The following is a 12659-nucleotide window of genomic DNA, read 5'->3' as shown; positions in this document are numbered from 1 at the left end:
GCCTCGTCCCCCCTTAAGCGAAGCTAGCGGCGAACTCGTCCAGCGCAGCCTTAACCTTGTCAGCCAGCTCGTCCTTCACCTTACGGTCGTTGTTGGTGATGTCGGCAAGCAGGTCGGCATGTTTGCCGCGCAGGTGGCTCAGCAGGCCGGCCTCGTAGCGGCCAACGTCCTTGACGTCGACTTTGTCGAGGTAGCCGTTGGTGCCGGCGAAGATGACGCAGACGATTTCGGCGTTGGTCAGCGGCGAGTACTGCGCCTGCTTCATCAGCTCGGTCAGACGGGCGCCACGGGCCAGCAGCTGCTGGGTGGCGGCGTCCAGGTCGGAGCCGAACTGCGCAAAGGCAGCCATTTCGCGATACTGAGCCAGCGACAGCTTAACCGGGCCTGCCACGCTCGACATCGCCTTGGTCTGGGCCGAGGAGCCAACGCGCGAAACCGACAGACCGGTGTTCACGGCGGGGCGGATGCCCTGGTAGAACAGTTCGGTTTCCAGGAAGATCTGGCCGTCGGTGATCGAGATCACGTTGGTCGGAATAAACGCGGACACGTCGCCGCCCTGGGTTTCGATGATCGGCAGCGCGGTCAGCGAGCCGGCACCGAAGTCCTCGTTCAGCTTGGCCGAACGCTCCAGCAGGCGGGAGTGCAGGTAGAAAACGTCGCCCGGGTAGGCTTCACGTCCCGGCGGGCGGCGCAGCAGCAGCGACATCTGACGGTAAGCAACCGCCTGTTTGGACAGGTCATCATAGATGATCAGCGCGTGGCGGCCGTTGTCGCGGAAGAATTCCGCCATTGCGGTTGCGGCATAGGGTGCCAGGAACTGCAGCGGTGCCGGGTCGGACGCGGTCGCGGCCACAACGATGGAGTATTCCATCGCGCCGGACTCTTCCAATTTCTTCACCAGCTGGGCAACGGTGGAGCGCTTCTGGCCAACCGCGACGTATACGCAGTACAGCTTCTTGCTCTCGTCGTCGCCTGCGGCGTCGTTGTAGGACTTCTGGTTCAGCATCGCGTCCAGAGCAACCGCGGTTTTGCCGGTCTGACGGTCGCCAATGATCAGCTCGCGCTGGCCGCGGCCGATCGGGATCATCGCGTCAACGGACTTGAGGCCGGTTGCCATCGGCTCGTGAACCGATTTACGCGGGATGATGCCCGGTGCCTTCACGTCGGCCACGCCGCGGGTGACGTCTTCGATCGGGCCCTTGCCGTCCAGCGGGTTGCCCAGGCCGTCAACAACGCGGCCCAAGAGGCCGTTGCCGACCGGAACGTCCACAATCGCGTTGGTGCGCTTGACGGTGTCGCCTTCTTTAATGTCGCGGTCGGAGCCGAAGATCACGATACCGACGTTGTCGGCTTCGAGGTTCAGCGCCATGCCCATGATGCCGCCCGGGAATTCGACCATCTCGCCGGCCTGGACGTTGTCGAGGCCGTAAACGCGGGCAATACCGTCACCGACGGACAGCACGCGGCCGATTTCTGCCACTTCGGCTTCTTGACCAAAATTCTTGATCTGGTCTTTCAGGATCGCAGAAATCTCTGCTGCTTGGATACCCATTTATCCGACCTCTTTCATTGCATTCTGTAGGGAGTTGAGCTTGGAGCGGATCGAACTGTCGATCATCTTCGAGCCCACTTTAACGACAAGACCGCCGATGATGGAGGCATCGACGGAAGCATTGATGGTAACTTTCTTGCCCACGCGCTCGGCCAAGGTCTTGGCCAGCTTTTCGCTTTGGGTCTTGGTCAGCGCCTTGGCAGAGACCACCTCGGCGGTGACTTCGCCGCGGGCGTCGGCCAGACGGGCGCGCAGCGCCTCGATCAGCGCGGGCAGCACAAACAAACGGCGCTTGTCGGCCATCAGCGCCAGGGTGTTGCGCAGCACAGGGTCCAGGCCCATCTTGTCTGCCACCGCGGTGATTGCGGCACCCTGCTCTTCGCGCGACACGAGCGGCGAATGAATCAGGCTGTTGAGCTCTTCGCTGTCAGCCAGGGCGGCTGCCAGGTCATTGATGCTGGTTTCAAGGCTGTCGAGCGCCTTGTTCTCTTCCGCGATGTCGAACACCGCCGTGGCATAGCGCGCGGCAATGCCTGCAGAAATCGAAGCTGGTTCGGACACGTCCACCCTTCCGATATGTTTTTGGCCCCGGTTGGCGTACCTGGCGTCAGGAGGCGTCCGGGGGCGTGAGTCAGCCCACATGGCAGCGGGGCGTTGAAATCAGCGTGGGTCTAGCAGAGCGGATGCGACCTATCAACTGCCTATAACGGTTACAGAAGAAAGGTTGTTTTCAGCAATTTCAAAGGGTTGCGGCAAGTGCGGCCCTTTGACCACAGTATTATTCAAAAAAAGTGCTGCTGTTCTGCAGGATTTGGCGATTCCGGAACGCGGCAATTGCGCTGAAAAACGTCACATAACCGCGGCAGACGCCCTGAGACGGCCGATTCAGCCGATTTCGGGAATCGAAATCCGTGGCTGCGGCCACGGCCCGCCTCACACCGGTTCCGGCATCGGATTCGACAACCCTTCCAGCACCCGGATGCGGCTCGGGGCCTTGGTGCGGGCCATGTGGCCTTTCTGCGGATGGGTCTGCTTGCTGACCTCGACCATGAACACGCCGCCGGCCAGCATCGCGGGCAGCTTGCGGCCCATCTTCTCCAGCATGGCGCCCGATTTCAGCCAGAACCGCTTGTGGCTGGGCAGACGGTAGAGCGCTGCGGTATGCTGCTCAATCGCGAACTGATGCTGCCGCAGCTGCCCCTCCAGCTGGCGCAGCGTGTAGGGGCGGCCATAGCCGAAGGGCGTCAGATCGGAGCGCGCCCAGAGGCCCGCCCGGTTCGGCACAATGAAAATCGCGCGCCCGCCCGGGCCCAGCGCCCGCCAGCACTCCTCCAAGAGCTTGCTGGGGCGTTCCGAGGTTTCCAGACCGTGCATCACCACCAGCCGGTCGGCCCGGCCGGTGTCGATCGGCCAGCTGGTCTCCTCGCACAGGACCGAGACATTGGGCAGGCCTGCAGGCCATTGCATCACCCCCTGCGGCCCCGGCATCAGCGCCATCACCCGGCGCGCTTCCGGCAGGTAGGGCCGCAGCAGCGGCGCGGCGAAGCCGAAGCCTGCCACGGTCAGACCCTCCGCTTCCGGCCACAGCTCCAGCAGGCGGCCCCGGATCGAGGCCTGCGCCGCGCGCCCCAGGGTGCTGCGGTAGTAAAAGTTCCTGAGATCCTGAACATCAAGATGCATTGCGGGCGCCTGCTGCTTCGGCCAATCTGGGCGCAGTTTAGCAATGTAAAGGCGAATGACCATGCCTCTTGAGATCATCACCCTGCCCTGCCTGTCGGATAACTATGCCTTTTTGATCCATAATCCGGCCTCGGGCGAAACCGCGCTGGTGGATGCGCCCGAGGCTGGCGCCATCAGGGCCGCCCTGGCGGAACGGGGCTGGGGGCTGGACTGGATCCTGCTGACCCACCACCATTGGGATCATGTGGACGGTGCAGCCAAACTCCAGATGGAATTTGGTGCCAAAATCATCGGAGCGGCCACCGATGCCCACCGGCTGCCGGAACTGGATTTGGCGGTTGAGGATGGCAGCACTTTCACCTTGCTGGGTGAAGAGGTGCAGGTGATGGATGTCTCCGGCCATACGGTCGGCCACATCGCCTTTTACCTGCCCGGCGCCGAAGCCGTGTTCACCGCCGACAGCCTGATGGCGCTGGGGTGCGGCCGGCTGTTTGAGGGCACGCCGCAGCAGATGTGGGCCAGCCTGTCGCGCCTTGCCGTTCTGCCGCCGCAAACTATGGTTTATTCAGGACACGAATACACCCAGACTAACGGTGCCTTTGCGGTCACCGTGGATCCCGGCAACCCGGCGTTGCAGGCGCGGGTGAGCGATATCGCACAGGCCCGGGAAAAAGGCATGCCCACGGTACCGTCTTCGCTGCAGCTGGAACTTGACACCAATCCCTTCCTGCGCGCCGGTGACAGTGCTGTGAGAGCCAATCTTGGCATGCAAGATGCTGAAGAGTCAGAAGTTTTCGCCGAAATCCGCAAGCGGAAGGACAATTTCTGATCCATTCAAGTGTATCGGGGCGCAACAGGGAGAAAATAATTGTGACCCCAAAATGAAGAAAAGACCTTGAAGCCGGCGCTCTATCAACCAAACTCTAACCTTATAAGCACATGGTTGAACTGAGGGGTTGGTTAATACCGCCCCACCGGCCAACCCAAGATCAGAGGAGCACGCCCGTGCCTTCATTCTCGAGCACCCTGGAACAGGCCATTCACGCAGCGCTGGCGCTGGCGAATGAACGCCGTCATGAATTCGCAACCCTGGAACATCTGCTTCTGGCCCTGATCGATGAGCCCGACGCGGCCCGTGTGATGCGCGCCTGCAGCGTCGACCTGAGTGAATTGCGATCGTCGCTGGTCGAGTTCGTGGATGAGGATCTTGCCAACCTTGTGACCGATATCGACGGATCGGAGGCGGTGCCGACCGCAGCCTTCCAGCGCGTGATCCAGCGCGCCGCGATCCACGTCCAGAGTTCGGGACGGACTGAGGTAACGGGGGCGAATGTGCTTGTCGCCATCTTTGCCGAGCGCGAGAGCGACGCCGCCTATTTCCTGCAGGATCAGGAGATGACCCGCTATGACGCGGTGAACTTCATTGCCCATGGCGTTGCCAAGGACCCGGCCTACGGGGAATCCCGTCCGGTGACCGGCGCGACCGAGCAGGAAGAGGACAACCTGACCGCCGCGCCCGAGGGCGAAAAGAAAGAGTCGGCGCTGGCGAAATACTGCGTCGACCTCAATGCCAAATCCCGCGACGGCGATATCGACCCGCTGATCGGCCGCGACCATGAGGTGGAGCGCTGCATCCAGGTGCTGTGCCGCCGCCGCAAGAACAACCCGCTGCTGGTGGGCGACCCCGGTGTCGGCAAGACCGCCATCGCGGAAGGCCTGGCGCGCCGCATTGTCTCGGGTGAAACCCCGGAAATCCTGTCGGAAACCACCATCTACTCGCTCGACATGGGCGCGCTTCTGGCGGGCACCCGCTACCGCGGCGATTTCGAGGAACGGCTGAAGGCTGTGGTCTCCGAACTGGAAGAGCATCCGGACGCGGTGCTGTTCATCGACGAGATCCACACAGTGATTGGTGCCGGCGCCACCTCCGGCGGCGCGATGGATGCCTCCAACCTGCTGAAACCTGCACTGCAGGGCGGCAAGCTGCGCACCATGGGCTCCACCACCTACAAGGAGTTCCGCCAGCATTTCGAGAAGGACCGCGCGCTGTCCCGCCGGTTCCAGAAGATCGATGTGAACGAGCCGACGGTGGAAGATTCCATCGAGATCCTGAAAGGGCTGAAGCCTTATTTCGAGGAGCATCACGGCATCAAGTTCACCGGCGATGCAATCAAGACCGCAGTGGAGCTGTCGGCACGCTATATCAATGACCGCAAGCTGCCGGACAAGGCCATCGACGTCATTGACGAGGCCGGCGCCGCGCAGCATCTGATCATCGAGAGCAAGCGCCGCAAGACCATCGGCGTCAAGGAGATCGAAGCTGTTGTGGCCAAGATCGCCCGTATCCCGCCCAAGAACGTCTCCAAGGACGACGCCGAGGTGCTGAAGGATCTGGAGAAGTCGCTGAAGCGCGTGGTCTTTGGCCAGGACGATGCCATTACCGCACTGTCGAGCGCTATCAAGCTGGCCCGTGCCGGCCTGCGCGAACCGGAAAAACCCATCGGCAACTACCTGTTTGCAGGCCCCACCGGTGTCGGCAAGACCGAGGTTGCCAAACAGCTGGCAGATCAGCTGGGGGTGGAGCTTCTGCGCTTTGACATGTCGGAATACATGGAGAAACATGCGGTTTCCCGCCTGATCGGCGCACCGCCGGGCTATGTCGGGTTCGACCAGGGCGGCCTGCTGACGGATGGTGTCGACCAGCACCCGCACTGCGTGCTGCTGCTGGATGAGATCGAGAAGGCGCACCCGGACGTCTACAACATCCTCTTGCAGGTGATGGACAACGGCCAGCTGACCGACCACAACGGCCGCACAGTGAACTTCCGCAATGTGATCCTGATCATGACCTCCAACGCGGGCGCCTCGGACATGGCGAAGGCCGCCATCGGCTTTGGCCGCGACCGCCGCGAGGGTGAGGACACCGCCGCAATTGAGCGCACCTTCACACCGGAGTTCCGCAATCGCCTGGATGCGGTGATCTCCTTCGCGCCGCTGGGCAAAGAGGTGATCCTGCAGGTGGTCGAGAAGTTCGTCCTGCAGCTGGAAGCGCAGCTGATGGACCGCAACGTTTCGATCGAACTGACCCGCAAGGCTGCCGAATGGCTGGCCGACAAGGGTTACGACGACCGTATGGGCGCGCGTCCCCTGGGCCGGGTCATTCAGGAGCACATCAAGAAACCGCTGGCCGAAGAGCTGCTGTTCGGCAAGCTGACCAAGGGCGGCGTGGTCCAGGTCGGCATCAAGGATGGCAAGCTGGACCTGCGTCTGGAAGGCCCGAGCAAGCCGCGCATTTCCGGCGACAAGCCGCCGCTCCTGACCGCGGACTGATGCGCTTCGCAGCGCTGACGGTATCCCTATCGCTCGCCGCGCCTGCCGCGGCGGGCGATTTCCGTTTGCAGTTTCCGCTGGACTGCACCCTGGGCGAAAGCTGTCACATCCAGCAGTTCGTGGACCGCGATCCCGGGCCGGGTGCCCGTGATTTCACCTGCGGCACGCTCAGCTATGACGGGCACAAGGGCACCGACATCGCCCTGCCCTATCTGTCGGACATGCAGGCCGGCGTGCAGGTGCGTGCGGCAGCGGACGGGGTTGTGCTGGGCACCCGCAACACGATGGCGGACCAGTATGCCACGGCTGAAAATGCCGCCAGCATCGAGGGGATGGAATGCGGCAACGGTGTGGTGCTGCGCCATGGCGGCGGCTGGGAGACCCAGTACTGCCACATGAAGCGCGGCTCGATCCTGGTGGAAAACGGTCAGAAGGTGAAAGCCGGCGATGTGCTGGGCGAGGTCGGCCTTTCGGGCAAGACCCAGTTCCCGCATCTGCATCTGTCGGTCAGGAAGGACGGCGCGGTCGTGGATCCGTTTTCCCCGGAGGCTGCGGACACCTGCGGCGTCCAGCCGGAGGAGACGCTTTGGGCCAGCCTGCCGCCCTACCAGGCGGGCGGCGTTCTGGGTGCCGGTTTCAGCACCGCCATCCCGGAGTACGGATCCGTCAAGACCGGAACCGCCGATGAGGCACCTTTGCCGCCGGATGCGCCTGCCTTTGTATTCTGGGCCTATGCCTATGGCGGCCAGGCCGGGGACCTCATGGAGCTGAATGTGACCGGCCCCGGCGGCGAATTTGTCTCCCACAGCGAAGCGCTGCAAAAGAACCAGGCGCAGTTCTTTCGTGCCGCGGGGCGGCGCCTGCGCGGCGGGCAGTGGCCTGCGGGCAGCTATACCGGCGTGGCCCGGCTTCTGCGCGACGGGCAGGAAATCGCCCGCTTCGCCCGCAGCATGACCATCGCGGCCCAATAACGCAGCCAGGGAAACCGCTCTGCAGCCGCGCAGCGGCTGCATGGCCCAACGGGCGCAGCCGCCCTTACAGGGCGGATTGGCGCCGGGCGGGAGCCTCCCGCGCCAGCACCCGGCGCCTGCGCTGAGACGGAAGCCGGGCTGCTGGATTTGATAAATGCCGCATCCGCAATAGTTTATATCTGGCCCTGCTGCCCGGCGGGGCCGCAACCCGTGTGTAACTAGTAGCTTGTCTCCATTAGTGAAGCGGGTTGCACCCCGCACCACCCGCCGGGCTGGCAGAACCAGGCAGGAAACGGCCTGACAGGCTGGTTTGCCAGTGCGGTTAACCGCTTCATTTCTCTGTGAATTTCAGCTCGATCCGGCGGTTCTGCGCGCGCGCCTCCGGCGTGTCTGCCAGGTTCACCGGCTGGTATTCGCCAAAGCCGTTGGCCGCCAGCCGTGAGGGCGGCACGCCCAGCGCCTCGACCATGTAGCGCACGACAGACAGCGCCCGGCCCTGGCTGAGCTCCCAGTTGTCGGCAAATTTCGAATGCCCGACCAGCGGCGTGTTATCGGTATGCCCGTCCACCCGGATGATCCAGTTAATCTCCGGCGGGATCGCCGCAACTACGCTTTGAAGGATCGACACCACCTTGGCGATCTCCACCCGGCCCGCAGGCGACAGGGTGGCGCTGCCGGGCGGGAACAGCACCTCGGAGGCAAAGACAAAGCGGTCGCCCTGGATGCGGACGCCCTCCTGCGTGCCCAGCAGATCGCGCAGGCGCCCGAAGAACTCTGAGCGGTAGCGTTCCAGGTCCTGTGCCTTGGCGGTGAGCGCCTCCGCTTCGGCCTCCAGCCGCTTGCGCTCCTGCTCTTCCAGTAGCCGCCGCTTGCGTTCCTCAGATGCCGCGCGGGCCAGGGCCGCGTTCAGGTCCTGGCCCAGGTTCTGCAACTGCACCTGCTGCGCCGCGTCGCGGGCCTGGTAGTCGTCGAGGATGGCCTGCAATCCGCCCAGCTGTTCGCGCAAGGCCGCGACCTGCTGATTGAGCAGAGCGGTTTCGCGGCGGGCCTCTTCTGACACGGCCTGCTCTTGCGACAGCGCGTCCCGCGCCTGCGCCAGCAAGGCGGCGCGTTCTTCGGCCCGGGTCAGCTGCTCAGCGGCGCTGGCTTCTGCGGTCTCCTGCGCGGTCAGTGCGGCGAGCAGGCGCTGGCGCAGGACATCCAGGTCTTCCGACTGGGTTTCCGCCGCGGCCAGAGCTGCCTTGGCCGCGGCCAGTTCAGCTGCCAGCCGCCCGGCCTCAGCGTCTGAGCCTGCACGTGCGGTTTCCAGTTCAGAGAGCTTCGCATCCAGCTGCTTTCGCGCTGCCTCTGCCGCGGCCAGCAGGGTCAGGGTGTCCTCCGCCTGCTGCCGCTGCGCCTCCAAGGCCAAGGTCATGGCAGTGAGTTCCGCATCTGCCGACTGCAGTTTTTCGCGCAAGGCTTCGGCGGCTGCGGCCTCCAGCAAGCGGGCTGTTTCCTCCGCATTCAGTTGCTCCTGCAGGCCCGCGATTTCTTCAGTTTTCGCGGCTTGCTCCATCTCAAGGCTGGCGATCAGCGCCTCCATTGCCTCACGCTCGGCCGCCGCCAGCCGGGCTGCTTCAGCCTGAGCGTCGATTTCGCCGCGGGCCTGGGCCAGTGCGAGGTTCAGGGCGTCCTGCTCGCTCAGCAGTGCGGCGCGGGCTGCCTCGAGGTTTTCACGTTCGGCGTCCAGATCCGCAACCCGCGCCTGGGCGGCGTCGCGGCTGGCGATCAGAGCCGCCACTTGGGCCTCGAAACTGGTGATGCGGCTGGCGGCCTCGGCCAGCTCGCCGGCCTGGCGGTCGCGCTCAGCCGTCAGCGAAGTGATCAGGCTGCGGGCCTGTGCCAGATCCTGTTCCGCCGTATTGAGGGTCGAGGTCAATGCCCCCAGCCGGGCATTCAGCCGGCTGTTCTCGCGTTCCTCCAGCCCCAGTGCTGAGGCCAGTGCGCGGACCTCGGCGGAGAGTTCATCCAGCTGGCTTTCCTGTCCGGTGATGGTTTCGCGCAGCACGAATTGCACCACCATGAAGATGGTCAGCACAAACATCAGAACCAGCAGCAGCCCGGTCATCGCATCGACGAAGCCGGGCCAGATCGAGGCCTGGAACCGCTGTCCTGTACGCCGGGAAAGGGCCATCGGTTACTCCCCCGGGCCCCGGTCCGGCAGACCGCCGCGGGACAGTCCGCGCGGACGCGCGAAGGCCTTGATCATCAGGTCGATATCCTTGCGCAGTTCGGCCAGACTCTCCTGGCGGCCTGCGGAGATTTCTTCGAGGATGCGCAGCATCTGCACGTCGATCGAGCGCAGCCGCATCCGGCTTTCGGCGTCGATGCCGCCGTGCTCTCCCTGCGCGCGCAGGATCTCGGTCAGCGCCTCCTGCCCTACCGCAACCCGGTCCAGTGCCGCGGTGATGGTGCCGGTCTGATCCTGGCGGCGGTTCATTTCCTGAATGGTTTCCACCAGCTCTGTCAGCCGCTGGTCCACTGCTGCGCGGCCCTCGGCGGTCTCGACAAACATTTCCTGCAGCATCTCCATCTGCTCTGCCATGGTGTCGAGCACCTGGGAGACCACGCCGCTGTCGCTGGCGCCCTCCTCGCCTGAGGAGAAGCTGACGCGGGTGATGGAGGAAAGCCATTCCTCCAGCTCGCGGTAAAAGCGGTTCTGGCCGTGGCCTGCGAACAGCTCCAGCAGGCCGACGATCAGCGATCCGGCAAGGCCTAGCAGCGAGGAGGCGAAGGCCACGCCCATGCCGCCCAGTTGCGCCTCAAGACCTGTCATCAGGCGGTTGAAAACCGACAGGCCTTCTTCGCCCTCCTGCGGCGCCAGGCTGCGGATGGTGTCGACGACGGCGGGAACGGTGGTGGCAAGGCCATAGAACGTGCCGAGAAGGCCCAGGAAAATCAGAAGGTTGACGATATACCGGGTGATTTCCCGGTCTTCGTCAATACGGCTGGCCACCGAGTCCAGTATGGAGCGGGTGGAGGCCGAGCCCAGCTGCATCCGGGCGCTGCGCGAGCCCAGGAGCGAGGCCAGAGGCGCCAGAATAGATGGCGGGCGGCGGTGCTCCTGATTGTCGCCGCCGGCAAAGCGTTCGATCCAGCGCACCGAGCCGATCAGCTGCACCACCTGCCAGAAGCAAGCCAGCACCCCGATCACAAAGACAAAGACGATGAACCCGTTGAGCCAAGGATTGGCCTGGAACACCGGCAGCACCCGCGGCAGCGCCACAAAGGCGCCAAACCCCGATAGCCCCAGCGCGATCAGCATCATGATGATCTGCCGCACCGGCTGGGAGAACTGCGGCCGGGTCTTGCGGTCTGGCTGCGCCATTTCCTGTGGCTCCTGACACTTTTGTCTGCTCGTGTTGCCACGCAGCCTATAAGCAAAGTGTCAGAACCGCCAAGGCTTTATGCGGTGATTTCCCGCACCCGGCTTGCCAGCCAGTCCAGATCGCTGTCATGCAGGCCGATCTCGGCCAGGTGCTCCGCCGTGTTATAGAGGTATTCGGTGTTGGGCCCGCGGCCGCCCACGGCATGGGCGATGATCTGGGCCTGATCCTCCAGGCTGAGGCCGCCGCAATACTGCACATGATGCGGGTCGATCACGTAGGTGACGGCGGTGACCATGGAGCCATCCGCCAGTTCGACCGCCAGGTCGCGCTCCAGATAGGCCGAGGAGATCAGCTCGCGCTCCCGCAGCTCTGCCAGGGTCTGTTCCTCGTGACCCGCCTCAACCGCCAGGGCAATGCCCTTGCAATGGGCGTCTTGGACGGCATCCAGCGCAAGCACCAGGCCGGGCTTTTCCTCGCTGCCGCGGTGGTGGATCGAGGACATGCAGAAGGAGCGGGCATAACCGTGCAGCACCGCGACCTCGCGCCGGGCCACCGGGAAACCGGGGTTCCAAAGAAGTGATCCGTATCCGAAAACCCACATTGTCATGTCATCTGGCCCTTTCCGTGCCCTCCCTATAAACAGCAATCCTGACCCGGACAAAAGAGGCTATGCGATGCGCCTGGCAAAACTGCTGATTGCGGCCCTGCTGCTGTGGAGCCTGTATTGGGCAGCGGCCGCATGGGGGCTGAAGAGCGGCATTGCCGCCTGGTTCGAACGACAGGAGAACCGCGGCTGGCAGGCAGAACATGCAGGCCTGGAGACACAGGGCTATCCGTTCCGGCACCAGACCCGGATCAGCCGCCCTGCCCTGGCGGATCTGCGCTCCGGCACTGCCTGGCGGGCGGACTGGCTGGAGCTGTTGAGCCCGGCAGCCTGGCCCGGGCATCTGGACCTGCATTTCCCGGCGACGGCGCAGCGGCTTTCCTACTATGACCAGACCGCTGTGATCACCGCGGAGGAGCTGCAGGCCAGCCTGCATCTGAAACCCGGTGCTGCACTCGAGCTGGAGCAGATGGCCGCTGTTGCAGACAGCTGGCAGATTGCCCGCGGCGGCGAGACGGTGCTGAGCGGGGCGGCGCTGGATCTGCGGGCAGTTCAGTCGAAGATCCCGGAAGCATACCGGATCACTGCAGATGTCCGGGAGTTTGCCCCGCGGGCGGCCTGGCGGCGGCTCTTGGCGGCCAGCGCGCCGCTGCCGGAGCGTTTCGACACGCTGGCGCTTGAGATGGCGGTTGCCTTTGACGCACCCTGGGACCGCTCCGCACTGGAGCAACGGCGGCCGCAGCCGCGCCGGATCGATCTGAAACTGGCCGATGCCCGCTGGGGCGACCTGCGCCTCAAGGCCACTGGCGCGCTGACGGTGGATGAACAGGGTCTGCCGGAGGGCGAGATTGCGCTGCAGGCGGAAAACTGGCGCGGGCTGGTGCTGATGGCCGAACGCAGCGGCGCCCTGGCCCCGGCGCTGCGCGGCACGGTGGAACGGGTGCTGGGCCTGCTGGCAGAGGCCAGCGGAAACCCGCGCAACCTGGATATCACGCTGGGATTTGCGGACGGGTATGTCACGCTTGGCCCGTTGCCGCTGGGCCATGCGCCACGGCTGATCATCCGCTAGGCCGCACGCTGGTTTGTATCCATCCGGAAATTTCTTGCGAGGCTCTGCCTCGCGCACCGAGATATTTGGGGCCAGATGAACAGGG

10 protein-coding genes are annotated in these 12659 nt (G+C 64.3%); 4 read left to right on the top strand and 6 right to left on the bottom strand.

Going from position 1 to position 12659, the window contains the following annotated elements:
• Positions 1-13: 13 nt before the first annotated feature.
• The 3 genes from atpA to N6L27_RS08920 all read right to left on the bottom strand — a co-directional run bounded on the left by atpA (position 14) and on the right by N6L27_RS08920 (position 3232).
• A complete protein-coding gene (atpA, locus tag N6L27_RS08930) occupies positions 14-1552 on the bottom strand; it encodes a F0F1 ATP synthase subunit alpha (protein WP_271906897.1) in 1539 nt (512 codons plus the stop codon).
• Positions 1553-2113, bottom strand: a complete 561-nt coding sequence (locus N6L27_RS08925; protein ID WP_039193638.1) for a F0F1 ATP synthase subunit delta — start codon at positions 2111-2113, stop codon at positions 1553-1555.
• Between the two features lie 372 nt (positions 2114-2485).
• Complete coding sequence (locus tag N6L27_RS08920; RefSeq protein ID WP_271906895.1) at positions 2486-3232, bottom strand: methyltransferase domain-containing protein; 747 nt, start codon at positions 3230-3232, stop codon at positions 2486-2488.
• A gap of 55 nt (positions 3233-3287) precedes the next feature.
• On the opposite strand from N6L27_RS08920, the gene gloB reads away from it, so the two are divergent.
• The 3 genes from gloB to N6L27_RS08905 all read left to right on the top strand — a co-directional run bounded on the left by gloB (position 3288) and on the right by N6L27_RS08905 (position 7533).
• Positions 3288-4061 carry a hydroxyacylglutathione hydrolase gene (gene gloB / locus N6L27_RS08915; protein ID WP_271906894.1) on the top strand — a complete coding sequence of 258 codons (774 nt, stop codon included), beginning with the start codon at positions 3288-3290 and terminating at the stop codon, positions 4059-4061.
• Positions 4062-4237: 176 nt separating this feature from the next.
• Positions 4238-6562, top strand: a complete 2325-nt coding sequence (clpA, locus tag N6L27_RS08910) for an ATP-dependent Clp protease ATP-binding subunit ClpA (RefSeq protein WP_271906893.1) — start codon at positions 4238-4240, stop codon at positions 6560-6562.
• Positions 6562-7533, top strand: a complete 972-nt coding sequence (locus tag N6L27_RS08905; protein WP_271906892.1) for a M23 family metallopeptidase — start codon at positions 6562-6564, stop codon at positions 7531-7533. Before clpA ends, N6L27_RS08905 begins: the two co-directional genes overlap by 1 nt.
• Positions 7534-7864: 331 nt before the next feature.
• Here the strand turns inward: N6L27_RS08905 and N6L27_RS08900 are convergent, their stop codons facing one another.
• From N6L27_RS08900 to N6L27_RS08890, 3 genes are all read right to left on the bottom strand, one after another.
• Complete coding sequence (locus N6L27_RS08900) at positions 7865-9706, bottom strand: peptidoglycan -binding protein (protein ID WP_271906891.1); 1842 nt, start codon at positions 9704-9706, stop codon at positions 7865-7867.
• 3 nt (positions 9707-9709) lie between these two features.
• Complete coding sequence (locus tag N6L27_RS08895; protein ID WP_271906890.1) at positions 9710-10900, bottom strand: biopolymer transporter ExbB; 1191 nt, start codon at positions 10898-10900, stop codon at positions 9710-9712.
• 77 nt (positions 10901-10977) lie between these two features.
• On the bottom strand, positions 10978-11508 hold the full coding sequence (locus N6L27_RS08890; protein ID WP_271906889.1) for a gamma-glutamylcyclotransferase: 531 nt from the start codon (positions 11506-11508) through the stop codon (positions 10978-10980).
• Positions 11509-11575: 67 nt separating this feature from the next.
• Here N6L27_RS08890 and N6L27_RS08885 point away from each other — a divergent pair, with 67 nt between their 5' ends.
• Positions 11576-12574, top strand: a complete 999-nt coding sequence (locus N6L27_RS08885; protein WP_271906888.1) for a DUF2125 domain-containing protein — start codon at positions 11576-11578, stop codon at positions 12572-12574.
• The last annotated feature ends 85 nt before the right edge of the window (positions 12575-12659 follow it).

It is taken from the genome of Leisingera sp. SS27, assembly GCF_028368855.1.
In the GTDB taxonomy this organism is placed as follows: Bacteria; Pseudomonadota; Alphaproteobacteria; order Rhodobacterales; family Rhodobacteraceae; genus Leisingera.
This window is presented reverse-complemented; position numbering and strand designations above follow the sequence as displayed.